The organism is Bacteroides difficilis, from assembly GCF_048319815.1.
GTDB lineage: Bacteria > Bacteroidota > Bacteroidia > Bacteroidales > Bacteroidaceae > Bacteroides > Bacteroides zhangwenhongii.
Window position 1 is genome coordinate 2,120,138 of record NZ_CP182814.1, and the last position, 24,471, is coordinate 2,144,608.

24 protein-coding genes are annotated in these 24,471 nt (G+C 44.4%); all 24 read right to left on the minus strand.

Annotated elements, in window-relative coordinates; all coding sequences use genetic code 11:
• Nucleotides 1-30: 30 nt before the first annotated feature.
• Complete coding sequence (locus ACNOGP_RS07835; RefSeq protein WP_418214487.1) at nt 31-606, minus strand: hypothetical protein; 576 nt, start codon at nt 604-606, stop codon at nt 31-33.
• Nucleotides 607-661: 55 nt separating this feature from the next.
• A complete protein-coding gene (locus ACNOGP_RS07840) occupies nt 662-1,957 on the minus strand; it encodes a phenylacetate--CoA ligase family protein (RefSeq protein WP_186966682.1) in 1,296 nt (431 codons plus the stop codon).
• Nucleotide 1,958: 1 nt separating this feature from the next.
• The gene (locus ACNOGP_RS07845) at nt 1,959-3,680 is read right to left on the minus strand and encodes a C45 family autoproteolytic acyltransferase/hydolase (RefSeq protein WP_418214488.1); all 1,722 of its coding nucleotides are present in this window, start codon (nt 3,678-3,680) and stop codon (nt 1,959-1,961) included.
• The gene (locus tag ACNOGP_RS07850; protein ID WP_418214489.1) at nt 3,673-5,163 is read right to left on the minus strand and encodes a phytoene desaturase family protein; all 1,491 of its coding nucleotides are present in this window, start codon (nt 5,161-5,163) and stop codon (nt 3,673-3,675) included. The genes ACNOGP_RS07845 and ACNOGP_RS07850 overlap by 8 nt, the downstream gene beginning before the upstream one ends.
• Nucleotide 5,164: 1 nt before the next feature.
• On the minus strand, nt 5,165-9,022 hold the full coding sequence (locus ACNOGP_RS07855) for a 1-acyl-sn-glycerol-3-phosphate acyltransferase (RefSeq protein ID WP_418214490.1): 3,858 nt from the start codon (nt 9,020-9,022) through the stop codon (nt 5,165-5,167).
• Nucleotides 9,019-10,209 (minus strand): DUF2062 domain-containing protein, encoded by a 1,191-nt coding sequence (locus ACNOGP_RS07860; protein WP_418214491.1) that lies wholly within the window; start codon nt 10,207-10,209, stop codon nt 9,019-9,021. The genes ACNOGP_RS07855 and ACNOGP_RS07860 overlap by 4 nt, the downstream gene beginning before the upstream one ends.
• The gene (locus ACNOGP_RS07865; protein WP_418214492.1) at nt 10,206-10,640 is read right to left on the minus strand and encodes a 3-hydroxylacyl-ACP dehydratase; all 435 of its coding nucleotides are present in this window, start codon (nt 10,638-10,640) and stop codon (nt 10,206-10,208) included. The genes ACNOGP_RS07860 and ACNOGP_RS07865 overlap by 4 nt, the downstream gene beginning before the upstream one ends.
• A gap of 3 nt (nt 10,641-10,643) precedes the next feature.
• Nucleotides 10,644-11,204 carry a hypothetical protein gene (locus ACNOGP_RS07870; RefSeq protein ID WP_115484526.1) on the minus strand — a complete coding sequence of 187 codons (561 nt, stop codon included), beginning with the start codon at nt 11,202-11,204 and terminating at the stop codon, nt 10,644-10,646.
• Entirely contained in the window at nt 11,179-11,814 is a 636-nt protein-coding gene (locus ACNOGP_RS07875) for a LolA family protein (protein ID WP_418214493.1), read from the minus strand. Before ACNOGP_RS07875 ends, ACNOGP_RS07870 begins: the two co-directional genes overlap by 26 nt.
• Before the next feature lie 12 nt (nt 11,815-11,826).
• Nucleotides 11,827-12,504, minus strand: a complete 678-nt coding sequence (locus ACNOGP_RS07880; RefSeq protein ID WP_418214494.1) for a polysaccharide deacetylase family protein — start codon at nt 12,502-12,504, stop codon at nt 11,827-11,829.
• A complete protein-coding gene (locus tag ACNOGP_RS07885) occupies nt 12,501-13,499 on the minus strand; it encodes a beta-ketoacyl synthase chain length factor (RefSeq protein WP_418214495.1) in 999 nt (332 codons plus the stop codon). The genes ACNOGP_RS07880 and ACNOGP_RS07885 overlap by 4 nt, the downstream gene beginning before the upstream one ends.
• 24 nt (nt 13,500-13,523) lie before the next feature.
• The gene (locus tag ACNOGP_RS07890; protein WP_418214496.1) at nt 13,524-14,714 is read right to left on the minus strand and encodes a beta-ketoacyl-[acyl-carrier-protein] synthase family protein; all 1,191 of its coding nucleotides are present in this window, start codon (nt 14,712-14,714) and stop codon (nt 13,524-13,526) included.
• Between the two features lie 3 nt (nt 14,715-14,717).
• Entirely contained in the window at nt 14,718-14,999 is a 282-nt protein-coding gene (locus ACNOGP_RS07895; RefSeq protein ID WP_004297289.1) for a phosphopantetheine-binding protein, read from the minus strand.
• The gene (locus ACNOGP_RS07900) at nt 14,992-16,764 is read right to left on the minus strand and encodes a beta-ketoacyl-[acyl-carrier-protein] synthase family protein (RefSeq protein WP_418214497.1); all 1,773 of its coding nucleotides are present in this window, start codon (nt 16,762-16,764) and stop codon (nt 14,992-14,994) included. Before ACNOGP_RS07900 ends, ACNOGP_RS07895 begins: the two co-directional genes overlap by 8 nt.
• Entirely contained in the window at nt 16,749-17,192 is a 444-nt protein-coding gene (locus tag ACNOGP_RS07905) for an acyl-CoA thioesterase (protein WP_004305454.1), read from the minus strand. The genes ACNOGP_RS07900 and ACNOGP_RS07905 overlap by 16 nt, the downstream gene beginning before the upstream one ends.
• Nucleotides 17,189-17,626: a hydroxymyristoyl-ACP dehydratase gene (locus tag ACNOGP_RS07910; RefSeq protein ID WP_418214749.1), complete on the minus strand. Its 438-nt coding sequence runs from the start codon at nt 17,624-17,626 to the stop codon at nt 17,189-17,191. Before ACNOGP_RS07910 ends, ACNOGP_RS07905 begins: the two co-directional genes overlap by 4 nt.
• On the minus strand, nt 17,623-18,693 hold the full coding sequence (locus ACNOGP_RS07915; protein WP_099146013.1) for a class I SAM-dependent methyltransferase: 1,071 nt from the start codon (nt 18,691-18,693) through the stop codon (nt 17,623-17,625). The genes ACNOGP_RS07910 and ACNOGP_RS07915 overlap by 4 nt, the downstream gene beginning before the upstream one ends.
• A gap of 25 nt (nt 18,694-18,718) precedes the next feature.
• Entirely contained in the window at nt 18,719-19,630 is a 912-nt protein-coding gene (locus ACNOGP_RS07920; RefSeq protein WP_418214498.1) for an acyltransferase, read from the minus strand.
• Between the two features lie 2 nt (nt 19,631-19,632).
• Nucleotides 19,633-19,884, minus strand: a complete 252-nt coding sequence (locus ACNOGP_RS07925; RefSeq protein ID WP_004305450.1) for an acyl carrier protein — start codon at nt 19,882-19,884, stop codon at nt 19,633-19,635.
• 21 nt (nt 19,885-19,905) lie between these two features.
• On the minus strand, nt 19,906-21,129 hold the full coding sequence (locus tag ACNOGP_RS07930; RefSeq protein WP_007764491.1) for a beta-ketoacyl-[acyl-carrier-protein] synthase family protein: 1,224 nt from the start codon (nt 21,127-21,129) through the stop codon (nt 19,906-19,908).
• A 26-nt stretch (nt 21,130-21,155) separates the two neighbouring features.
• Nucleotides 21,156-21,884, minus strand: coding sequence for a 3-oxoacyl-ACP reductase FabG (gene fabG / locus ACNOGP_RS07935; protein ID WP_418214499.1), 729 nt, complete (start codon nt 21,882-21,884; stop codon nt 21,156-21,158).
• Nucleotides 21,881-22,351, minus strand: coding sequence for a hypothetical protein (locus ACNOGP_RS07940; RefSeq protein ID WP_195477297.1), 471 nt, complete (start codon nt 22,349-22,351; stop codon nt 21,881-21,883). The genes fabG and ACNOGP_RS07940 overlap by 4 nt, the downstream gene beginning before the upstream one ends.
• A gap of 11 nt (nt 22,352-22,362) precedes the next feature.
• Entirely contained in the window at nt 22,363-23,877 is a 1,515-nt protein-coding gene (locus ACNOGP_RS07945) for an HAL/PAL/TAL family ammonia-lyase (RefSeq protein ID WP_418214500.1), read from the minus strand.
• Between the two features lie 136 nt (nt 23,878-24,013).
• On the minus strand, nt 24,014-24,445 hold the full coding sequence (locus ACNOGP_RS07950) for an acyl-CoA thioesterase (RefSeq protein ID WP_418214501.1): 432 nt from the start codon (nt 24,443-24,445) through the stop codon (nt 24,014-24,016).
• Between the last annotated feature and the right edge of the window lie 26 nt (nt 24,446-24,471).

The following is a 24,471-nucleotide window of genomic DNA, read 5'->3' on the forward strand; positions in this document are numbered from 1 at the left end:
GTGAAAAGCAATAGAGGCGCAGTTTTTAATTTATAGTTTCTTGAGTGCGCTATGGATAGAGCCTGCCCAATAGTTGCGCAATCCGAAGCCGCGCGCTTTACCGCTTGTGATCCATTCTTCAATGATTTCCTTTGTTTCGGTATTGAAGAACACTACTTCATACGTGCCTCTGTTGTTCGATTTATCCAAGAACTGTGCGATAAATACCATACCTACGCCGGATGTTTTTTGGATAGGCAATGCGTCTATGGCAGCCTTGATTTCTTCTTTGCTAAGGCTGTATTCGCTTTTATAGGTCATTAACTTGGACGGATCGATATTCTCGTTCACTTGGTTAACCGCATCCAATGAGATCTCTGTTACTTCTTTTTTCAATTGTTTTCCTACGTTGTACTTCTTGGCTTCTCTGATGAATAGCTCATTGATACGTCTGAAAGCATTCTTGAATTGTATCGGTGATTCATATGCACCGAAAATCTTTACTTGGGAGTAGTCTACTCCATAGAACTTAATGGACTGGATGTCCTTCAACGCGCTCTTACCTTGTCCGAAACAGAACAGACTTGTACTTAGGGATACAAATAGAAATAGAATAAGCTTCTTCATATACATTAATGTTAAAGTGATAAGTTGGTTATTAACTCCCAAAAATAGGGAATTATTATCGCAAATCAATGAACTTTATCGTTTTTCGACTCATCGGGGGCATTTGTATTTTGGCGATATACTCCGCCGACTCGAAATTGATGCTTGGCGCCACTCTGACTTTCGAGCGGAACAGATCTTTAATCTCTTTGGCAAAGGCTTCGCTACGGTTCTCACTTCCGATACGGATCAGAATCTCATCCGTTCCCAATTCATTGGTATAGACTTCAATGATATAGTTTTTGACTGAAGGAATATTATCTAAAATATCAAATAATGCAGGGGGATACAATGTTGTTCCTTTGTATTTTATCATTTGTCCTTTTCGTCCGAGTATAGAACTTAGGCGGATTGTATTTCTTCCACAGGCGCAAGGTTCGGTATGATGATAACAAATATCACCCGTTTTGAAACGGAGTAGCGGCATACCTTTCACTCCGAGTGTCGTGATAGTCACTTCGCCTGCTTCTCCTTCAGAGACAGGTCGGTTGTTGTCGTCCAGAAACTCTACGATGATAAGTTCCGGTTGCAAATGTCCGCCGTGAAATTCATTGCACTCGGTGAAGGATGACTGCATTTCGGTGGAAGCATAGGTAGAATACAGTTGCAAGGCAGGCCATCTGTCGTGAATCTTCTGTCCGAGCGTATTTAACCGGAATTCTTGATTGCGTAGGGCTTCGCCGATACAGATACATTTCTGCATGGAACATGTGTTATGGTCGATATGGTTCTTTTCGGCAAACTCTATCAGTTTGATAAGGAAAGAGGGGACTACCATTCCACAAGTCGGATGTATTCGTCGAATCGTATCCCATTGTAGTTCCGGGATACCGTTGCCTACACGGATTACTCCCATACCGAGTTCACGGGCTCCCATATAATAGGCCAGTCCCGCCATGAAACGACGGTCGATGGTGGTCATTAGTTGCAGGATGTCTTGCTTGCTGCATCCGGCTGTAGTGAATGATAAATATTCGTTGTAGGCCAGGCGGTCCAGGTCTTCAGAAGTGAGCACGAAAGTTACCGGATCTCCCAATGTGCCGGAAGTCGTCACATAGTCGATAATCTCCTCTTTGTCTACGCAGATGAAATCATCGTTATAAAGCTGTAAATCCGTCTTGGTAGTGACGGGGAGCTGCTGCAAGTCTTCAATCGTCTTTATCTGATTGATATCAATGCGCTGTTCTTCAAACATTCGTTGGTAGAATTTGGAATGTGCTTGCAGGTAAGCTAATGCTGTGGCCAGCTGTTTTTCTTGATAGCACTTTATTTCCTCCGGTGAGCGAAACTGAATTTCTGGATTCTTTTCCATATTAGGAGTGTTTTTTGATTTTCTGTTGGATACGTTCTTTCTCTTGCAACTTGGGAATGGGTTTACTCAATGCCTTTCGCCAATATACGATGGCCTGTTGGGGCTGTCGTATTGCTTCGTAATAATCTCCCACTACTTCATACACATAATAGAGGGAAGGGTTGGAGGCCAAATATGTCTTTAAAGTATGGTCTTCTATTTTTTCTTTTCTACTGATTTTCTTCAATAAAAGTGGAGTCAGTTTCTTATAAGTGAGAAGATGTCGGAACTCCGGTGTTTCGATGAACTCGTCTTCCGGAATGGTGAGTTCCGGGATGAATACCTCTTGCTTTAACTTGATATAGCCTTTGAATATCTTGTTCAAGTCGTAAGCTATGTACTTTCCGCATTGCCAAGGAGAGGTGGAAACCCACATCAATAGTTTTTCCGGTTGGAAGATAACGGAATGATGGGCTATGAATTGGTTGATGGACATCTCGTTGGCCAGCCCCAAATCGGTTTCTTGCAGACCTTTGCGATTGCGTAGGATAGAGGCTGCGGCTTTGGTGTCCAGCGGTTGCTTCTCGTTGATGAGTTCCTCCAATCGGGCAAAACGGTAAGGACTGTCGGAAGTACGGATATTGTCGAGATTCCGTTCGTCTTCACTGAATGCTTCTGATTGATAATGGTTGGTACAGATGAGGCGGTTGGGCTCCTTACCGGTGAAAAGTACAGTCTTCTCGGGCGATTTCTCGATAATCACGGCCTTGCCGTCTTTGGCGGAACCTATTAATATGGATTCGGAGACGAATGTCTCCCGTTTTTTGGCGATGGCAAAGGCTTCTTCAATCGTTGAAGCGTATTGTAGGATTTCTCTGGTCAGGATGGAGATGGGAGTAGCCGAACCGGTCGGGACAGCGGATTTGGCAGCATTGATCGTGACGGTCAGCCCTGTTTCGTTCATGCCGGACAATACACCTATCATGCCGGGCCACCCGACGGAAGCAAACTTATATCCCTTCTCCGGTGCATAAAAAGCTACTTGTTTGTTTTCGGCGAAAGCGTCTCCTACGTAGAAATCAAAATTACGTCCGATGAGCAGGGATGAATCTGCACTTTGTGTTCCCCAAACAGCGAATGAACTGCATCCTACTAACATATAATCTTGCATGGCATGTCCCAGATCATGTGCCGAATGATAATTTAATTGGCGTTCGTAAGGAGTGCCGATAAAATCGTATTCATGGGTACACGATTGCGATATTCCATAAATCTCTTCTCGATATTCTTCAGGGACATTCGCACCCAGATTACGGTTGAATAGTACAATGAAGAACCGCAGAAATTTCAGATAACTGTCCGAAGGAATAATTTCGCGAATCTGGTCGATAAATACTTTCTCCTGATGATGGAGCAGATCGGCAGACAGTTTGCCGATGGCATCCCCCCTTTCAAGAGCATCCCCTCTAACGAACAATTCCCACAGCCCGCTTTCGCTGTGACGCAGGAAGTTGTCAGCGTAAAACCGGAGGTCAAGAGTGTCGTTGTAGATAACCTCTGCCGGAACCATGCCGATGATGGTGTCTGCATAAGACACTTCCCTCATTGGGATCATGGGCTCATGTTTGGGTTGCATCATATCCGCGGAATAGTAGAGGTAGCTGATGCCGGCTATCAATACGATGATGAGTGACAGGAAGATGTATCCTGTGTACTTGATTGTCTTTTTAATCTTTCTATGCATTTCCTACTTTTTTAGCCAGATATTCTTGTCCTACAAACTCCGCACAAGTCAGCATGGCAGTTAGTGTTACCCCTAATGCACCATGCACATTCAGGTTTTGCCCGGTGAGAAAGAGATTTCCCAAGCGGCTTCTTGTAGATACGAAACCAATTTGCGGACATTTATAATCTTTGATAATCCCATACGCGGAACCATCCACTGTTCCTGTATAGTCGCGATAGCTTAATGGAGTAGTGGTATACATCTCTTCTATATTTTCTGAAAGGTCAATGCCATGTCCTCGGATGAAGCGGAGAATCTGTTCTGCTTTCTCCTTTTTGAAGGATTGGTAGTCTCCTCCCCGATGTTCGGGAGTCGTGTCCTTCCAGGCAGACAGTTCATCTATATACATAGGTGTCAGGATGGAAATGACACTGGCATATTGACTGTCCTCGGAAGACGCTTGCATGGAAATCATACAGTTGGTGGTCCGTCCCGGATAGAGCAGTTTATCATACCACACTTTATTGTTCGCATGCAGATACAGGTTGCGGTTCTGATAGGGAGTGCTTTTTTTCTTCATTACCAGGTAGAGCGTAAAGATGCCGTAGGTATTTTCCAGCGAACGGATGCGGGAAATATAGGCATTCTTGATGCTACGGTTTTTATCCAGTATCTCCAATGTCCGTTGGGGATGCATATTGGAGATGACGAAGTCGCTTTCCAGTCGCTCTTCTCCGTTGATGATAACCCCTTGTACCTTTTCGTTTTCAACGATGATGCGGGTGGCTTCACTGTTATTGAGCACGGTCCCTCCGTTTGCCTGGATTATATTAATTAGCTCCAGACTGACTTGCATACTTCCGTCTACAAAACGGTAGGCACCTTCAATATAGGAGTGGTTAATCATGGCATGCTGGTAGAAAGTGGATACATCTTTCAAACCTCCGTAGAGTAAAGCTGAACCTGCCAGTACATTTCGTAAGGCGGGGTCCGGAGTGATATCCGCAATCAGATGGGCGGCAGAGGTACAAAAGTATTTCATACCCTCTAAAGCGAGTGTGCCTTGTTTCAGGTGGTCTACGCTAATCAGGTTTCCGACAGCCTGAAGCTGTTCGGCATAGCATTTCAAGTTTTCTTTCTCATGCGGGAAGGAACGGCAGATGGTTTCAATAAACTGCGGGTACCCCATTGCATAATCGTATGTTTTTCCTTTATAGTAGATCGTATCAAAAGCAGCATCGTCCAAGCGTTTTATTTTCAGCTTGTCCATGATACCGAAATAGCGGAAATACTGGTTCATCACTTGACCCTCATCCAGGCTTCCTACATAATGAATACCCGTATCCAACAGATGCCCTTTTCGTTGGTAAGTCTGGAAGCATCCGCCGAATTGCGCATTTTTTTCTACTACGCATACGTTGAATCCCTCTTTGCTAAGAATCGCTCCGCATTCCAGTCCGCCAAGGCCGCTGCCGATAATGATGATGTCATATTTGCTCATACTAATTCGGTTTTCTAAATATGTAAATGGTGTTTGATGTATATTTGTCATTAGGAATGATTTCGACAGCCATTCCACAGGCGACTGCTATTTCCCGTAATTGGGTTTCAGTGGTGAAATACAGCTCTCCGGTTGTCCGGTTGAAGTTGAAAATACGGGTGGATAGTAATTCCGTGAACCGGGTTAACCGGTGCTTGGAAGCGTTGGCTGAATTTCCGTCGCGTATGATAATCATTCCTTGTGAACGTAAGCGACCGGCACATTTCAACAATAGGTTTTGTTGATGTTCGTAGCTCATATAGTGAAGCATGTCGTTCAGGATAAAGACATCACTTTCCGGCAAGAGATATTCCAATGCATTGCCATGCTTGAACTGGAGATGCTCATTGCGTAACCATCCGTGCTGCGCCAGCGCTATTTTGTCTTCATCGTAATCAATACCTAGGATTTCCCGGTCCTCGGAAAGCAGAGACAGCATATAGCATAACGGGCCGAAGCCGCAACCGATGTCTGTAATTTGCCCTTGGACGGGAATCAACCGGTTGAATAGCCGGTAATTCTTTTCCATCTTTACTTTGATACGGATATACCATTCTACGACGGGACCTTTATAGATATAGTTCTGGATAAGAGCTTCGTAGAATGCAGGATTGTCCGTCGTGTTCTGTTCACGGCAGATACGGGCATAAACCTCTTTCATGTAAGCGGATATGCGTTTGGTACGCTCCTGATAAGTACTTCCGAAAGACAGATCGTCTAATGGTATACGGGGAAGTATTTCCGTATAGATGATTCCTTTCCGGATATTGAAAGGTTGTGCTTTGGCAATGATTTTGTTATTACCGTAAAGCAGGATCGGGAGAATATCCAGTTTCAATGCTTCTGCCAGATAGAATGCTCCTTTGTGGAAACGTTTCATCTTTCCGTTATAGGTACGTGTGCCTTCCGGGAAAATGGCGATGGAGTAGCCCTCCTTCACTTTTTTCCGCATCCGTTCCATATATTGCTCGTATCCTTCGCCTATATAATAGAAGTCAACATAACGAATGATGGCTCCGAAGAAAGGAGAGTGCCATACCCAATGGTTGGTTACCATCAGGATTTTAGATGAAAGAGACAGCAATACCAGAATGTCGATGAACGACTGGTGGTTGGCAATGATAATTGCCGGATGCCGGAAGCGTTCGTTGGCTTTGTTGATATGCTCTTTTTTGACGGCGGTGGCCAGTAGCAAAATTCCTTTGCAGGTGATTTGTATCAGGCGGCACACCAAACGCTGCTTGCTGCTTTTGCGCACAGGCACCGGATAAAGCAGAATAATCAATATACGGAGGACGATGCAGCCGATAAAGAAAAGCAGGAAGAGCAACACGGTACGTATCAATCCGATAAGCGTATAAGGCGGCAATCCTTTGGAAGCGGGGCCTGCGATGAAGAACCGGAAAATGAGTGGCTGAATGGTATAGGCCACCAATACCACTGCTATCATACCCAGAATGGAAATCAGTGAAATGGATTGCAAAGCCGGGTGTTTGGCAAACACAAGTGCTCCCATACCGACCACTGTGGTGAAGGCGGAGAAGAAGATGGCTGTTTTATGGGAATTCAACACCTTCTGACCTGTACGGTATTTGTTTTGTAGCCCGTCCATAATGAAGATACTGAAGTCATCTCCAATGCCAAAGATAAAGGTGGACAGGATGATGTTGATAATATTGAACTCAATTCCCAGAATTCCCATTAATCCTAAGATGATTACCCAGCTGATTAGCATCGGGAGAAAACTCATCAAGGTAAGCTCGATACGTCCATAGGAGAACCATAGTGCAAAGAATATCAGGAAAGAAGAGATGTAAAGAATCAGGTAAAAGTCGTCATTGATGGCCGATACCCATTTGTTGGCAAAGTAGGAACGGTCGAAGATGACTACATTCGGGTCTTTATTAAAGTTCTGGTACACAGCTTCCTTATTCGGTTCGCTGATCCGTATCTGGCTGATAAGCATGGTGATGGAATCGGCAGAGGTTTGCCATTCATTTAATAGCTTGCCGGATAAATCGTCTCCTTGCGCGGCGTAATGATATTCACCGAAAGGTTGGTTCATCCATTGATAAAAAGGTTCGAAACTTCCCGGACGGAAACGATATTCGGCAGCAGCTGTTTCCAGCTGTTCACGGACTTGTTGCTGTTTTTCATCCGTCCAGTAATCTTTCCATTTCTTCAGGCGTTTCTGCTGCTCTTGCGGAGAGATCAGAAACAGCGAGGCGGAGGCATACTCTTTGATGAGTCCCTGCTCTTTCAGTGCCGATAACTTCTGATTGGTCATTGCATAAGTTTCGGTAGCCTGATTCATGTCTTTGCCCACACTGACAAAAAGCACGGTCTTTTCGTCGTTGTCGAAGAGTTGCAGTAATTTTTCTTCTGATTGTTGGAGATGGCGGGGCTCATAGTTGAGACTCATCATATCGTTGTTGAAGCCTACCTTTTGCGAAGTAAACAAACAGATCACTGTAATGAGGAGGATGCCGCCTACCAGCCATTTATTCTTTTCGTAAGAATAAGCATTTATTTTTTCGATGATGCGTAGTATACGTCCCTGTTTGACGTCTGCCTGTCCTTTCAGAAAATGAGGCAGGTAAATGAGACAGAAGAGGGTGGTGCCCACCAATGCCAGAGAGGCAAACAAACCGAAGTCGCGTAACAGATCGGAACTGGTGAATATCAATCCCAGAAATGCGCCGATGGTGGTGAAACTACCTACCGTAAGCGGATAGGCTATCTCTTTAATAAGTTGTTGCACGGTGGAAACGTGGTTCTGATGTGCCAGCATGTGAATGGAATAGCTTAGTGCAATACCCATCACTGCCGAACCGGCTCCCACTGCAATGGCGGAGATACTTCCTTTAATAAAGAAAATGAGAAACAGGGCAAATAATCCTCCGAACAGTACCGGAGTAATAATCAACGGTATCGATCTCTTTCGTTTAAAAACGAGTGAGATAAATACAATGATGATAAGCAGTGCCAGGGAGGAGGTCAGGATGGTATCTTTCTTAATCTGACGGGCGTTGTAGACTCCCACGGAGGGACCACCGAAATATTCAGCTCGAATGGTAGGAGATTCTCCCTGTACGTGCTTGAGCTCTTCTTCGAGTATCTTTATCAGTTCGTCGTTCTTTCCGGTGCTGCCTGTACTGAATACCGGGGTAATGAACATAAGTAAGGTGGAGCCGTCTTTGGAGAAGATATGTTCGTCATAAATCTCGTAGTTGGCTTCCAATTGGAAATCTTGCAAATGTTTCAGGGTTTCGCTTCCCAGTCCGAGCGGGTCCCGGAGAATATAGCTTCTTAATGCAATTCCGGCAGGAGAGAGGAGGTTGGTATAATTCTTCTGCATGACAGCCTGTATCCCTTTATCCGTCAGTAAGGAATCGAAGCGTTGATAGTCCGTATCTGTCAGGAAAAGCGGAAGATGTTCATAAACGAAGTCTGTGGCTCCTTGGATGAGGCTTTGGTCTACCTGTGCGAAAATTCCTTTAATCAGTTTTCCTCCGGCTTTTTCAGTCAGGGTTTGTTGCAGTTGTCCGGCTGCTTCTATCAGGGAGTCGGGTTCTACGCGGTGGCAGGTATCTGCCGAGGATAACATAATGATGATCTTATCCTTAATCTTGAGATTGTCGAACACTTTGATTGTGTTCTGGGAATCTTTAGTGTCGGGGAAAAATTGTGTGATGTTCTCTTCGAACCTTACTTGCAGGGCAAAGAATCCCATTAACAGGACACAACTGATGAGTGACAAATAGAACAGAATCTTGTGCCTCTCGAAATAATCATATAGTCCGATAAAAAACTGGGTCATATCTTTTTTTTCCTACACGCCGTGAGCAGAATGAACGCGATGGTTCCTGCCAGTATGCTGCATACGACTGCAAAGATAACACTTCCTATTAAATATTGCTCTATGACTGATTTTACATTTTCAAAAGAAAGTTCGTTTAAATGCAGATTGACAGGATCTCCCAGCACTTTGCAGCCGGTTACGTAACTGCCGTACAGCAAAAATGGAATCATCGGAGGGATACTGATATTGGCTGCTACAATAGCTATGACTTTATTCAGTCTGAACAAATGTGCCAGAAATAACGTGATTAGCATTTGATATCCCCATACCGGAACGATACCCATGAATACGCCGAGTGTGATGGCAGCCGTGATCCGCAGATTAGATTCGGGGGAGTGGGTGACATGATCCGAGAAAAACTGCTTGCAGTTCTTCCAGGTCAGTTTACGGAAGAAGTTTCGGGGGATGATCCAAAAGAAAGTGACGAGCACCAGTACTGTATTCAGGATACTGATACGGGTGAAATCACGGAACGGTCGGAAATGAGAAACCCGCTCTTCCTGTGGCGGATAATAAACATGTACCGGAATGTTTTTAACGGTAATGCCTCCCCAGGCTGCAAAGACAAGTGCTTCCAACTCAAATTCGTATTTGGCGGTGTAATACCACTTGTCCACATTCATTCGTTGGATGGGGTACAGGCGGTAGCCGGATTGTGTATCTTGCAGTTTGATACCTGTTTCGAGGGTAAACCAGAAGTTGGAAAACTTATTGGCAAATGTATTCTTTCCCGGCATATTGTCCGAGGCGAGGTTACGGGCACCTACTAATAATGTGTCCGGTTCTTTTTCTATGGCTTCGATCAATGCGGGAATATCCGAAGCGAAATGCTGTCCGTCAGAATCAATGGTGATTGCATACCGGAATCCTTGCTTTTTGGCAAAGGATAGTCCATGTCTCAAAGCTACTCCTTTTCCTTGATTGACAGGGTGGGTGATGATATGTAAGTTAGATTCTCGGCTAAGTATTCCGGCAGTTTCATCTGTAGAACCGTCGTTGACAACAAGGATATCGGGGGCGTAGAAACGTACACTTTCTATGACGTCCGCCAGTGTCTTTCCATTGTTGTAACTTGGGATGATAACGATGATCCCTAATTGTTTCAACTTCTCGTGCCAATAGGCTGTACTTATTTGTTCCTTCATACTGTCGGGGTAAGTGCAGCTTTTAGTTTGATGAAACATTCGTCCTTTACGGTATTTTCCTCTACAGTGCTCTCTTTCACTGTACTCTTTTTTACAGCTTCCTTCTTTACACTCCCTTCCGCTTGCAACTGAAGTGTACCTTCTTCTGTCTCTTTAAAAGTCAGTGCCACCGAAATGTGCGGTGTTTCTATCGGATTGATAGCCGAAAGAAACTTGCAGGAAGACACTTGTGTTACTTGCAATTTTTGCTGGCGAATGTCTTCTACACATTCCTTGATAAGTTGTAACAGGCAAACTCCCGGAACTACCGGATGTCCGGGGAAATGTCCCTGATAAACAGGATGCCCGGGATTCAACTTTACCTGGATAGTCCAGATCGTTGAGTCCGATGATTCGGAGGAAATGATGGTATAGAAGTTATCAAGTAGCATATATTAAATCTCTTTAGATAGTTTATCCAGACGGATCGTTAACCGAATCCACGGATGTTTGATTTTTATTTGTGCGGGATCGCCCGGAGTATTGCCAGTGATGTAGACCACTGACTTTCCAAAGCCTTTTCCACTGGTTCTTTTTTCAGTAGCACTGTCTTTGGTCGCTTTCACACGAGTGTCTTTCCCACTTAAGAACAGACGTCTGAAATCCATCTCCAGAAGTTTCAGCACCTTTTCCTTTTTCATGGGTTCAATGCAACTGTTGACAGTAAACTGATCGTTGCGAAGAGAAAAATCGAAAAGGCTTAGTCCGAAGTAGGTAGACGCTACGATCCGGATTTCGTTATCAGGCATACGGCGTACTATTAGCATACCGCTCATGTGATGTTTCATGAAATCCAGTTGGATATTGTATTTTTGCGAGCTTTCTCCTTGTGTTAGTTCGATAGCGGGGGGCACGGTACTTCCTTCCCCGCTCATCCGTGGAGAGCAGGAAGTCTGGATCTGTATCCATAAGAATAGCAGAGCCGTCAGACTAACGAATCGCAAACTTCGTCTCATTCTTCAGGGAGTTGAACTTTTTATTATAGAATTCGTATTCTGTATAGTTTGTGGCTGTTTCGGACAGACGGAGTTTGTGTACCGACATATCTTTCTTGTCCAGATAGATTTCTATACCGGCAATATAGGCTTGTACCGCTTTGTTGGTCGGTTTTATTTTAACCAGATAGTATCGTGCGTCTTCAAAATACTCCAGCAGGTAGTTGGACGACATTTTAGACAGGTCGCCTATCATACATGCGGTCAGCATATCCTGCATCTGTGCCATCATTTTGTTCGAACTAAGATTCATGATACTTTTCTTGCCATCCGAAACGATTTTGAGCTTACTGCCGTTTATCACGATGAGGTAATCCATCGGGCGGAAATATTCCATGCAGATTTTATTGTTCTTCTGGTAGTAGAACTTCCCTTTGGAAGTAACCTTCTCATCGAATACATCGAGATATTTCACTTGGGTGAAATCGCTTTCGATGGACTCTACGGTTTGCGCCTCCTTTGCCAGGCGGCTTTCAAACTCTGTCTTTTGCGCCATCTTTTTCATGCCCTGGGCATGGGTAGAGGCTATTGACAAGAAGAAAAGCGATAAATATATTAATAAAGTTCTCATACCTTTTTTATTTTATGCCAATAGTTTGTCCGGACGGACAACGGTATATCCTTGTTCTTTCAGCAAATCCAAGATTTGTTTCACTAGCTGGTCGCTGTCCGGCATCCGGTCGTGCAACAGAATGATGGCTCCCGGTTCAAGACGTTTTCGAATCCTGGCAAGGACTTTATCCGGTGCTTGTTGTGTATCCAGTGTACGGATGCTCCATCCTATAGAGGTATATCCTAGCTGTCGAACGGCTTTCGCAATCGTTGGATTAGTGACACCGAACGGCGGACGAAACAAACTAACCGGCTGCGAAGTTACTCGTTCTAGTTCACACTGACAAGTTTGCAAGTCTTTTTTCATCTTGGAGAGCCCGTATAGCGGGAATAAACCGGAATGGGTATGCGAATGATTTCCAATCAGATGACCTTCTGCCACCATTTTTTGCAAGATTGCTTCATTCCCTTTTACCTTATGACCGATACAGAAGAAACAGGCGGTTACCTGATATTCTTTTAGTACCTGCAGAACTTTGGGAGTCTGTAGGGAGTCGGGGCCGTCATCAAAAGTCAGGGCGACAATCTTTTCCGCAGTATGCTTTTTGCAAAATGACCGGAGGTAAATTCCCGATTGAATGCTATAAGAGGCATAAACGAGAAAAGACAGGAGCAAGAGCAAGCAAAGAAGGAGACAAACGATTATCATACGCTTTTCCGGATTAGAATCAATGAATGATTGATGGAGTGGTGATGATTGTAAATCAATATATGGGTCGAGGTAGTGCAGTTGGCCGATTCGTTCACTGCTTTCCATACCGCATACGATGTTGCGGTAGGATATTCACCACATTCATTCTTAAAACTAAGATGAACACTTTCCGGGAAAAGGTTTGTTTCAAGCTCTTCATAAATAGAGTTGCCATTGTCGACAGTTTGCTTGTGAGAGTCATCTTGATTGTGTTGCTTCTTGTTTTTCCCGGTAACCAACCACTGAATATCCTGACATTCTAAACCATTTCGTTGCAAAAAACGGATGATTCGGGAGCTGATTTCTTCTGTAGTCTGTTTCCCGATGAAAGTTTCGATTCCCTGTATTTCAGCCAACGGATGCTCTCCGGCTTCCCGACTTAACAGGAAGAATTGAGCACCTTCTCCGGCTGCTATCCCTTTCAGCATTCCCAGTCGTTGCTGAATCGTGTAACTGGTTTCTGTCATTTCATCGATGGCTCCCACAAGTATATTCTCGCTTCCTTCTCCTATTTTCATCATAGCGTCCAATAAAGCACTTTCAAAACTAAGTCCACGGTGGACATAAGTCATGTTGTAGGCATGTATTTGATGAATCAGAGCTATTTGTGCACCGATTGTATTGAATGTCGACTGGATGAAAGGAGTAGGATTCAGCATCCGCTCTTCATTATCCAATAGGTTGTTCAGGAATTTTTCCGTATCTGTCAGGCAGCCCAATCCTGTCGCTGTGATGATTCCTTGTATCTTTTCAGGAGATAGTTCACCCATACATTCCAATCCGCAGGCCACCCCCATTTTTACGATACGGCTCATGCGTCTGCGCAAGGTCGCATTGGTGATAATATCCTTATAATCGGGTTCGCAAGCCTGAAGATAAGGGTGATTATTTTCTGGTGAATGATCCTTTGGCGGATGAATGGAAGCGATGCGTTGAATATAAACTGGCTGCATAGGCTTAAATACTTAAAGGTGCGTTCATGCTGGAAAATTCGTTGCGGAAAAGAGGAGCGATGAATCGTTTCCTCCGAAACCGAAAGAGTTGGATAACACATGTCGGATGGGGATTCCTTCTTGAAAAGAGGTTTCCGGTATCAGTCCTGTTTCCGGCATCGCATCCGTAAAGTTCAGGTTGGGATAAATCAGCCCTTTATCTATTGAAAGAACGGAGTAAACAGCTTCAATTCCTTCGGAAGCTCCTAAGGTATGTCCGATAAAAGCTTTTACCGAACTAAATGGCGGAACATATTCTCCAAAGATTCTTCGGAGTGCCATACCTTCTGACGCATCATTGCCGGGAGTACCTGTTCCATGTACATTGATATAATCGATTTCTTTGGGAGAAATGCCACTGGAGGCGATAGCTTCACTCATTGACAGAAAGGCACCGTCCCCTTCAGGAGAACTTCCTGTTTGATGATAAGCCTCATTTGTATTGGCGTAACCGCTAAGTTCGCAATAAGGAGTTCTTTGAAGTGAACTTTCCGATTGAAGTACTAAGTAACCGGCACCTTCTCCCAGATTTAATCCGGTACGTGAGCGGTCAAAGGGACGGCAATGTGTTTTGTCCAAAATCATCAGGGAGTTGAATCCATTGAGCGTAAACCGGCAAAGTGCATCTGTGCCTCCCACGATAGCAGCATCCAGTAGCCCGTGTTTAATCATTCTTGCTCCCAGCATGATGGCATTGGCTGCTGATGAGCAGGCTGTACTGATGGTGGTTATAAAATCATTGATACCCAAATACGAAGCAATCAATTCTGTGCTGGCTCCGCAGTCGTGTGAAATTACTTCCCGTAACCGTCCCTGTCCCGGGTTCTTCTTGAAAGATTCATAGAAGTGCTCGCTCAAATCCATGCCGCCAACGGAAGTGGCGGAAATAAACCCGATACGTACTGATGGTGTGAGTCCCGCATCTTTCATTGCTTCTTCGGCTGCTATCATTCCCAACAAGGCTGTACGTGATACAGTGCGTTGCGGCGGTAAAGAGATCAGTTTCTTTAGTTCCTCATTGCTACGTTTCACTTCGGATACGGGCACATCGAGAGCAGTCGGAAAAAGAGTTACTTTTCCGATGCCATGCTTTTTTTGTCTCAACGCTTCTATATTTTCGGAAACTCCGATACCGATGCCTGAAACAACTCCCAATCCGGTGACGTATATCTTCATCGGTTAAGCTTTGCGATTAGCAATGATGTAGTCTGCCAGTGTACGTACCGAGTAGAAGATTTGTTTTCCTTCACTGGGATTCTCTATCTTTATACCGTATTCGCGTTCCAGAATCAGGATGATTTCGAGTGCGTCAATGGAGTCAAGGCCAAGACCTTCGTCGCCAAACAGAGGGGCTTCATTGTCAATATCTTCCGGAGTGATTTCTTCAAGGTTCAACTCTTCGATTAGTTTCCCTTTCACTTCGTCCATCAGTTCTCTTTTGGTTTGATCTAAATTATCCATAAATCGTTGATATATTATTAAGTTGTTTAAATTCTGCTTGATAATGTCCGTCCAATAGTTCGCACCAGCCTATGATACAGGTACGTAACTTACCTTTCGCCATCACAATCCTTGCATAATCCTCTAATGAGGCAGCATCGGATTGTCGACGGACAAAGAATGTATTCTCTCCCTGAATCTTGTGCCGGATACAGATTTCTCCCAATACTACATTGGGGAGAGTGTAGACAAACACGGCAGGACTGGCTGCTTTGTCTCCTTCTTTACTGATGATTGCCTGATGTTTGCAGTCCGTATCCAGAGAGGAAGAAGCATTGGCAAGAATGATTCCAATCTCTTCCGGACGGTAGTGTGTATCTTTTAGTAAATATTCGGCAGCTACATATCCCAGCTTACAGAGGTTGTCCATCTTATAGAACTTCATATTGTTTTCTCCCAGATGCTTGTATGCTTCCCGGATGAATGGTGCAAAGTCTGTTTCCGAAGAGCTGAATACAGTTGTTCCTTTACTTTCTACTGCTCCCGGTCTGATTTTGACCATGTTACCCGATTCCACCACTGCTTTGCAAACTGACGGAGCACTCGCTTTGTCGGTTGCCTGTGAGTTTGCTTTCTGTTTCAGATAAGCATCGGGGAGGGATAATACCAGTGCAGCATTACAGCCTCCGAAACCGGAAGCAGTTTTGATGCAGCATTTCATCGGCATCGGCTGATGAGTGGCATAGATAGTGATAGGCATGGGAACACCGAGTGTTTCATACCCTAAAGTTCCGTAGTATCTTCCTTCTTTTAGTTGCTCTATGCAAAGTATGGTTTCGATAATGCCCGAAGCTCCTAATGTATGACCGAAATAGGGCTTAAGGCTATTCACCGGAACTGTAGCTAATCCCGCCAGATGTATGGCTTTGGATTCCATTTCATCATTGTAAACCGTAGCTGTTCCGTGTGCATTGATAAAACTAATGTCTTCGGGGAGTGCTCCGGCTTCTTCCATTGCCTGATTGATAGCTAGAGCTAAACCATCCCCTGTTCGGGAAGGACCGGATATATGGTTGGCGTCATTACTGATTGCTCCTCCGGAGAGAATAATATGATTCGTGTTTTCTTGAGTTTCTAAAAGAACAGCTCCACAGGCTTCGCCCAGACTTAATCCATCCCGTTGTATATCGTATGGTCGGCAGGGCTGTGCGCTGACAGATCGGAACGATAGAAAGCCGCTGGTAATGAAATGAGAAAGAATATCCCCACCTGCCACAATCACTCGTTTGTAACGTCCTGATTCTATCCATCTCTTAGCGACGATTAGTGCCGAGACTCCTGATATACAGGCATTGGAGATGACCTCTACCTGATTTGTCGCTCCAAAGAAATCTCCGATTCGTTCTGCCATTTTCCAAAGAAAAACCGGACTGTCAGCAGGTAATTCACTCAATAAATCAACATTTCCTTTAGTGGTAGATAATAACAAGGCGCAATCCGGCTCCCGCAAGTCGGCTCCCGATTGAGAAATAATCTCTTGGATAGCCAGTATGAATAATTGCTCCATCCGGGTATAATCCGTAATCTGCATCAGCTTCGCCCGTTTTTCCAGTTCCACAGAATCAATCATTCCCGCCAATAGGGGATGATCGGAAATTAGGCCGGCTTCTTGCATACGGATTCCGCTTCGGTAGTTATGGATGGCCTCCAGATTTTCCGGGATGCCGAAACCTAACGAACTAATCAGCGTATGGGCTGTGATGTATATGTTTAAAGGATATTCCATTTCTTTTTCCATTCCAGATAAAACGGAGGGTTCATAAGCTCCAATTCTTTATTCAGGTTCAGGAACACTTGTATGGTGCTTCCGGTAGCTACTATACTCTGGTCGGTAGCCCGGTAGATAACGTATTCAAATTTTATCTTGGCTGCCTCACAGGCAATATAGCGCGTCTCGACAATCGCTTCTTCACCAAAAGATAGTGATTGTTTGAACTGACAGGTTAAATCCACGATAGGAACCATGTATCCCTCTCGGTAAATACTCATATAATCCAAACCATACTGTTTGCCAAAAGCTTCTCTTCCATCTTCAAAGTAGCGCACATATTCACCATGCCATACAATCTGCATGGAGTCTATTTCGCTGAACCGCACTCTGAAGGTAGTCCGGTTAGTCAAAGCTGCAACCTGTTGATTCGTTTTCCGTTTCATTCTTTTTTTATAAATATTTTCATCCTGCATTCAGCTATCAGCTTGTCTTCCACTTTCACTTGTGCAGAAATCAATGTAATGTCGAATACCTCCTGTACAACGGTAATCTCGGTAAATAGTTTCATCCCGATCTTTGGCAAATCGTAGATTTTAAGTTTGTCTACCGAGCCGATAAACCCTAACGGTACTTTTTCACCCTGCCGGGTATAAAGAAATCCGATACGTGCTGCTGCCGATTGAGCGATGTGTTCAATAATTCCTGCCTCTTGCAGTTTTCCGGTTTCGCAGAAAATATTATCAGCAGTAACAGTCAGTCCGGAATAGGAATGATTCTCTTCGATACCAAAGAAACTGTCCACCATCTCGATGGGTGGACGCTGTGGAATTAAATTGAGTATTCCTTCTCCTTGTATGATAACTTCCCTGTTGTTCATTTCAATCTGCATTGTACAATGCTGTGTCCCATTCCTAAATGGTCATCTATCTTTTCAACTTCCAATCCCGCTGCTTTGATGCACCGTTCCATATCATCCGAATGATACATTTTGCTGTTACCATTTGCCATGGCTGTGAAATAAAGACTGATTTGTGTCAGGCAATAAGCGGCTGTGTCAAACTTTTGCCGGTTCCAGAAAGTTTCCATGATATAGAGGCGGCTCTCCCGGCTCATAGAGCGGGCTGCACGGGTCAGTATGCTGGTTACTTCTTCTTCCGAGAAACAGTCAAGGAACTGGCTCATCCAGATAGCATCGAACCCTGTTGGGAAAGGAACTTCGGGATCGAGCAGATTGGCGCCATACCCGTGGATACGCATTGCTCCGGGCAGTTCTTTAGTTTGTTGACGCATCATCTCCAATTGTTGCGGAAGGTCCATTATAGTTACTTCCACTGCGTCGTCATAGCTTACGCACTTGGTTGCCCATCGACCGGTATTACCTCCCACATCCAGTAAAGTCTTGGGATGGCGGGCGAAAACAATCGCCAAAGCTTCGTCAAACGAGCAATCCGAGTAATAATGATCGAAACCGAACCAGCTCTTTTGTACCTGTGAGGGCAGACTTGACAGCCCTTCATAGATGGTACTCCATTCGCCGAATACTTTCAGCCCTTCGGGACGTCCGTTGGTGAGAGCCTCTTCAAGATGGAACATTCCCAGATAGTTGACATCGTGGTTGAAATCCATATTGACACGTACCATCTTGTCATTGAGCAGGAACCATCCGGCTTTGGCAAGGCGGTAACGGTTTTCGTGCTGCAATACGGTACCGATGGTTAATGAGGCTTCCAACAAAACTTGTGTCGCATAAGAAGACAACCCACAAGCCTTGCTGATTTCTTCTTGTGTCATGCCAGCGCGTTCGTCGGCCAGTAACTGAAAAATACCGAATTTGAGCATAAGGCGTGATACCTGAAACACGACGGGCCCGAAAGCTATTTCTTGTGCCAGGCGTTGTGCCTCTACCGCGGTCAACGGTTCCTTATCATATTGATTCTGTTGCATCTTTATTTTGTTATATCTTTCTATTTCAATCCTTTGAGAGCGAACCGTCACTTGTGGTTTCCCAGAATGAGTAATAATTGAACCATTGTTCCGGATAGCGTTTCAGTATCTGGTCCAAAGCGGCCGTATATTGTTCGAGCAGAGCTGTCTCTGCTTTCTTTTCTTTGGTTCGTATGATTGGTTCCGTCCTTATAAAATGAAAACGGTAGGTTCTGCCCGGCTCTCTCATGGCAAAGTAGAATACCACCGGAACTTTCATTCGCGAACCAAGCAGGAAAGGACCGGCAGGGAAAGGAGCTTTCTGTCCCAGGAGTGTTCCTGTCAGCAGTTTCTCTTTATTCAGATAACGGTCGCCCTGAAAGCATACATATTCTTTCTTGTTTAACGCCTCGGTAATACGGAAAACGTGTGTCAGGTTATCTTCGTTGACGGGGATAATCTTAAAATCCTTGTCCTGACCATTTTTCTCCAATATCTCTTTGATTCTACGATGTTCTGCATCATACATCACGATATTGATTTTCTTTCCGTAATCGTCGAAGAAAGGAACACCTATTTCCCAGTTTCCCACATGGGCGCCAATCATAATCACTCCCTGTTCGCTGTTCAGCAATTGCAGAAATTCCGGATACCGTTCGAACTCGAACCGGTATTGATCGACTTTTCCGTTGCCAATGGCTACTTTGTCAATCAGGATTTGCCCTAACCGGTAATAGTTGCGTAGCAACATACCCAAAGAGCGTATTCGGTTGTATTTCAGAATGTGGCGGGCATAAAACCAGGTGCTTTTGGTGGCTTTCGGAGCAAACGGTATGAAGTACAATACTACCAGACTTAGAAATATATAAGCGGCAGTAATGCCCAGATACTTAATCAGGTAAATAAAGAATAAGTATCCGAATGTTCCTCCCCGGGTTTTGCCTTTCCACGTCGACATATTTACTTGGCTTCCTGCATACGGGTGATAACGAGATCGTAGAAGTCCTGGAAGGTTTTGATACCCGCAAAATCTTGTCCGGTTACGTTGAAACCGAAGTTCTTTTCTACCAGTACCACCATATCGACCAAGTCCAGGCTGTCCAGTTCAAGAGTTTCCATTAACGGTGCATCCGGCTGGATAACGTCGATGTCTACTTCAAACTCTTCTGCCAGAGTGGTTCTTATTTTCTCGATGATTTCTTCGTTTGTCATATATCTGTTTTCTTTAGTAAATTATGGATTGATTTTGCGTATGATTAGCGTGGAATTGGTTCCTCCGAATCCGAATGAGTTGGAAAGGAACGTATCAAATTCCAGGTTTACCCGTTGGGTAGGTATATTTAATTGTGCAGAGGCCTCGTCCGGTTCCTCGAAATTGAGGTTGGGAGCGATGAAACCGTTGTTCATCATGAGGGTGGAATAAATCACTTCACTGGCACCGGCCATCCACATTTCATGTCCTGTCATAGACTTCGTGGAAGTCACATACGGGTGATGCCCTTCAAATACTTCCGCAATGGCTTTCGCCTCGTTCAAGTCACCTACCGGAGTTGAGGTGGCGTGTGCATTGATATAACTGATCTGTTCGAGTGCAATCCCTGCATCTTTGATAGCCATTTGAAGAGAACGTTTCGGGCCGTCCACATTAGGCACGGAGATGTGATCTCCATTGGATGAAAAACCGTAACCGATGACTTCGGCCAGAATGGGAGCTCCCCTTTTTACAGCCGATTCATAACTCTCTAATACCAGACTGGCGGCTCCTCCACTCGGAATCAGTCCGTCACGTCGTTTATCAAAAGGTTTCGAGGCTTTCTCGGGGACTGCTTCCTGGGTGGAAAATGCGCTTAGTCCGTCGAAACTTCCTACTGCATAAGGATTGACTTCTTGTGCGCCACCGCAAAGAATACAATCCTGCAATCCCGATTTTATAAGCAGGTAACCCATACCAATAGCGTGAGAACCGCTTGCACAGGCTCCGGCAATGGTGAAGTTGACCCCTCTTAGTTTGAAAATAACCGACAGGTTCATTGTCACGGTGGAATTCATCGACTGGAAAATAGAACCGGAACCTACCAGTGCAGTGTTTTTCTTTTCACGAATGATGTCCACTGCGTTAATAACAGGAGCGGCACTACTATCATTGCCATACAAGATACCCACTTCATTGGCTTCGAGAAAATCCTCATTAATACCGGCATTACGGAAAGCTTCTAATGTAGCGAGATAAGCATATTCTCCCTGCTCCGGTAGACAGAGACGTTTACGGCGGTCCAACAACTTCTTCAAGTCGGGACGTTCCAATATCCCCGTTAATGCAGAAAAATAGCCCAATTCTTTCCGTACCGGGTCTATGCCAATTCCCGATTTCCCATGATATAGTGAGTCTTTTACTTCATCCAGATTCTTGCCGATGCAAGAGTAAATCCCCATTCCCGTGATAACAACTCTTTTCATTATTTTGTCTATTCTATGCTTTTATTTTAGGTATATAGTCCTCCGTTGATGGAAATCACTTCTCCTGTGATGTAGGATGAGGCTGGAGATGCCAGGAAACCGACCAGGTCGGCAACCTCTTCCGGAGTGCCGAAACGTCCCGCGGGAATATGTTTCTTCCATTCGTTCTCATCAATTCCTTCCGTCATATCCGTACAGATGAATCCCGGAGCTACTGCATTGACTGTTACTTTCTTCTTGGCAACTTCCTGTGCCAGTGCTTTGGTAGCGGCTATTACGCCACCTTTGGCTGCGGAGTAATTGGCTTGGCCGGGCATTCCCTGAATGCCCGACAATGACACGATATTTACGATACGTCCATAACGTTTGACCAGCATATTCTTCAATAAAGGCTGTGTCACGTTGAAGAATCCGTTCAGGCTGATATCGAGCACTTTGCTCCATTCTTCTCCTGTCATCCAGAGCATCAGGTTGTCTTTGCGGATACCTGCATTGTTTATCAGTACCTCGATATATTCGTCAGGGTGTTGGGAAGCCCAGTTGCCCAAAGCAAGGGTGATAGCGGCAGGGTCGGTCACATCGAACTTCATCAACTCGCCATTACTTCCTTTTTCTTGTACTAACTGCAATGTTTTCTCCGCTTCTGCGTCGTTATTCTGATAATTTATCAGTATAAAGTAGCCCATTTCCGCCAGTTTACAACAGACAGCACGACCGATACCTCGGCTTCCTCCGGTTACTAATGCGTATTTCATTTCTTCTTCTCTCCGCATTGTTTTAAAAGCTCATCTCCCAATGCGCGACGTACCATTTTACGCATCGCATCGTCTAAAGCGGAAAAACCTGTAAATATAGAAGCATTTCCTTGATAGCGTTTGGACTTCCATAGTGATTGGCCTTTCAAGTTGCATACTTCCGTAATGACACGTATGCGTGCGCCGTCGGAAGCCATACTCAAAAGATTCACTCCCTTTTTCTCAACAGATACTTTTAAAATGAAATCAGCCAGCTCTTTCTTTTCTACCAAAGTCCAGCGGTTCCACTCTTCTCCTGTGAGAGCTGTGTTGATGGCGTTTTGGGCTTCCGGAATGTTCTTCTTTACATCTACAAATTCAACATAAGCTTTATTCCCTTCCGCTACCAATTCTTTAAGGGTTTTCTCTTGTGCGTTGATAAGATACGCCAAATTGAGTAGGATAATGGTGAAGATGATTCTTTTCATAATGTGTTTATTTAATTTTTGAGATAAGTGATCATTTGTTCTATCTCTTTATACTTAGGTGTGTCTTCTGTAAATGCAGGGAAGAAACTACGTATTTCTTCGTAAACCTGCCGACTTTTAGAACTAAGTTTCTCTTGTATTTTCAAGTAGTCGATAGCTTGTACAATGCCCATGAACTGGATAGCCATTACCTGATATGAATTTTCGATGACCGTCTTTGCCAACAGGGCGGAGTTGGTTCCCATGCTGACAATGTCCTGATTATCGTTGTTGTTGGGAATACTGTGTACATACATCGGATTTGATAATGTCTGACATTCCGCTGTGGTGGATGTTGCAGTGAATTGCGAAGCCTGCAGACCATAGTTCAATCCAAGCACTCCCAGATTGACAAACGGAGGCAGAATACCGTTGATACGGTCATGGAACAGATAGTTGAGCTGCCTTTCGCAAAGCATGGTCAGTTTGGTCACGGCAATTTTTAGTTTATCCATCTCAAAAGAGATATAGTCTCCGTGAAAGTTACCTCCATGATAGATGTTCTGTGTTTCCGGATCCACAATCGGATTGTCACAGGCGGAATTTATTTCGTTAATAAGTACTTCTTCCGCATTTGCCAGCTCGTCATAAATGGGACCGAGTATTTGCGGAACACATCGTAAGGAATAATAGGGCTGTACTTTGTGTTCGAAGATTTTCTCTTTATGCACTTGGTTGTATAGCTCGTTTTCTCTTTGAAGTATGCATTGGCTGCCTGACACCCATTCTCTCATCATAGCAGCTATCTCTTGTTGTCCTTTATGATGTTTGGCTTCGTTCAAGGCTTGCGCCATAAAATCATCGTAAGAGGCGGCAATTTCATTCATCATGACAGAGGCAACTACCGACCAATGAAGCAGCTTTTGTGCATAAATCAGATTGACAATGCCGATTCCTGTCATCACGGAAGTGCCGTTGGTTACGGACAGGCCTTCGCGAATATGCATAGAGAACGGTTTTAACCCATTTTCTTGGAGCACGCTTGCTGTGTCGCACAGTTGGCCTTGATAGAAAACTTCTCCCTCACCTATGAGGGTTAATGCGATGTGAGCCAGCTGTACGAGGTCTCCACTGGCACCTACGCTTCCGTGTTCGGGGATGAAAGGGCAAATTCCGCGATTGATAAACTCGCAGAGAAGTAATACTAAATCCTTGTGTACACCCGACTTGCCTTGCAGAAAGGTATACAGGCGGGCAATCATGGCTGCTTTTACATAAAGTTCGGGAAGCGGCTTACCGGCACCGGTAGAATGGCTTCGGATAATGTTGTACTGGAGATCAATCAAAGACTGGTCTTCTATTCTATATTGTGCCATCGGCCCAAAGCCCGTATTGATTCCGTAAATGATTTTATCGTTGGAGAAAGATTGCAGGAAGTTGAAGCTTTCTTCTACTTTCTGAACGCATTCTTCAGAGAGTTCTAATTTTTCATCTTCAAACAATACTTTATAAAGAGCGGCTAAATTTATACTGTTGTCAGCTATCATTTTCTGTACTAGATATATTATACCTTACTAATGAGATGCAAAAATAGCTAATTTCTATTATATAGGGATATGAATTAAAATAAAACTTTTTCCTGCAAATTGGTTTTGTTTGTTCTGCCCCTTATTAATGGAACGTCTATTCCTTTTGCAAATCCCGTCCCTCATACTTGCATATCGCCTCTATCCACTCTTTTGTCAAGGGGATGGATTCATGCCTTTCGAGGTCGAAAGTCACCATGACGGACTTGCAGATACATTTTATTTCATTCGTTGCGGTATCAATGACCCGTTGGATGAGATGAAAACTCTTCGTACCTATTCTGGAGACAGCCGTTTGCACAGCGATGTGGTCTGAGGCGAAGATTTGTTTGACGAAGTCCGCTTCGATGTGAACGACGACAATTCCCATCTTTTCCCAATCGACTCCCGGACATACTGAAGCGAAGTATTCAGTCTTTCCCAAATCATAAAAAGAGAAATAAACAGTATTGTTGACGTGCCCGAATTTGTCTACGTCATTGAAGCGCAACTGGATAGGCAGAGTGTGGTGAAATACGATTTCTTCCATTGTTTTCACTTAATCTTTTTGAATTC

Excerpts from the sequence above, each read along its gene's own strand:
- ACNOGP_RS07890 (WP_418214496.1), bottom strand. The coding sequence starts at position 14,714 with ATGAAGATATACGTCACCGGATTGGGAGTTGTTTCAGGCATCGGTATC.
- ACNOGP_RS07930 (WP_007764491.1), bottom strand. The coding sequence starts at position 21,129 with ATGAAAAGAGTTGTTATCACGGGAATGGGGATTTACTCTTGCATCGGC.
- ACNOGP_RS07910 (WP_418214749.1), bottom strand. The coding sequence starts at position 17,626 with ATGAACAACAGGGAAGTTATCATACAAGGAGAAGGAATACTCAATTTA.
- ACNOGP_RS07950 (WP_418214501.1), bottom strand. The coding sequence starts at position 24,445 with ATGGAAGAAATCGTATTTCACCACACTCTGCCTATCCAGTTGCGCTTC.
- ACNOGP_RS07945 (WP_418214500.1), bottom strand. The coding sequence starts at position 23,877 with ATGATAGCTGACAACAGTATAAATTTAGCCGCTCTTTATAAAGTATTG.
- ACNOGP_RS07845 (WP_418214488.1), bottom strand. The coding sequence starts at position 3,680 with ATGCATAGAAAGATTAAAAAGACAATCAAGTACACAGGATACATCTTC.
- ACNOGP_RS07920 (WP_418214498.1), bottom strand. The coding sequence starts at position 19,630 with ATGTCGACGTGGAAAGGCAAAACCCGGGGAGGAACATTCGGATACTTA.
- ACNOGP_RS07905 (WP_004305454.1), bottom strand. The coding sequence starts at position 17,192 with ATGAAACGGAAAACGAATCAACAGGTTGCAGCTTTGACTAACCGGACT.
- ACNOGP_RS07885 (WP_418214495.1), bottom strand. The coding sequence starts at position 13,499 with ATGCAGCCAGTTTATATTCAACGCATCGCTTCCATTCATCCGCCAAAG.
- ACNOGP_RS07865 (WP_418214492.1), bottom strand. The coding sequence starts at position 10,640 with ATGCTACTTGATAACTTCTATACCATCATTTCCTCCGAATCATCGGAC.
- ACNOGP_RS07915 (WP_099146013.1), bottom strand. The coding sequence starts at position 18,693 with ATGCAACAGAATCAATATGATAAGGAACCGTTGACCGCGGTAGAGGCA.
- ACNOGP_RS07835 (WP_418214487.1), bottom strand. The coding sequence starts at position 606 with ATGAAGAAGCTTATTCTATTTCTATTTGTATCCCTAAGTACAAGTCTG.
- ACNOGP_RS07840 (WP_186966682.1), bottom strand. The coding sequence starts at position 1,957 with ATGGAAAAGAATCCAGAAATTCAGTTTCGCTCACCGGAGGAAATAAAG.
- fabG (WP_418214499.1), bottom strand. The coding sequence starts at position 21,884 with ATGAAATACGCATTAGTAACCGGAGGAAGCCGAGGTATCGGTCGTGCT.
- ACNOGP_RS07940 (WP_195477297.1), bottom strand. The coding sequence starts at position 22,351 with ATGAAAAGAATCATCTTCACCATTATCCTACTCAATTTGGCGTATCTT.
- ACNOGP_RS07870 (WP_115484526.1), bottom strand. The coding sequence starts at position 11,204 with ATGAGACGAAGTTTGCGATTCGTTAGTCTGACGGCTCTGCTATTCTTA.
- ACNOGP_RS07855 (WP_418214490.1), bottom strand. The coding sequence starts at position 9,022 with ATGACCCAGTTTTTTATCGGACTATATGATTATTTCGAGAGGCACAAG.
- ACNOGP_RS07860 (WP_418214491.1), bottom strand. The coding sequence starts at position 10,209 with ATGAAGGAACAAATAAGTACAGCCTATTGGCACGAGAAGTTGAAACAA.
- ACNOGP_RS07850 (WP_418214489.1), bottom strand. The coding sequence starts at position 5,163 with ATGAGCAAATATGACATCATCATTATCGGCAGCGGCCTTGGCGGACTG.
- ACNOGP_RS07875 (WP_418214493.1), bottom strand. The coding sequence starts at position 11,814 with ATGAGAACTTTATTAATATATTTATCGCTTTTCTTCTTGTCAATAGCC.
- ACNOGP_RS07900 (WP_418214497.1), bottom strand. The coding sequence starts at position 16,764 with ATGGAATATCCTTTAAACATATACATCACAGCCCATACGCTGATTAGT.
- ACNOGP_RS07880 (WP_418214494.1), bottom strand. The coding sequence starts at position 12,504 with ATGATAATCGTTTGTCTCCTTCTTTGCTTGCTCTTGCTCCTGTCTTTT.
- ACNOGP_RS07895 (WP_004297289.1), bottom strand. The coding sequence starts at position 14,999 with ATGGATAATTTAGATCAAACCAAAAGAGAACTGATGGACGAAGTGAAA.
- ACNOGP_RS07925 (WP_004305450.1), bottom strand. The coding sequence starts at position 19,884 with ATGACAAACGAAGAAATCATCGAGAAAATAAGAACCACTCTGGCAGAA.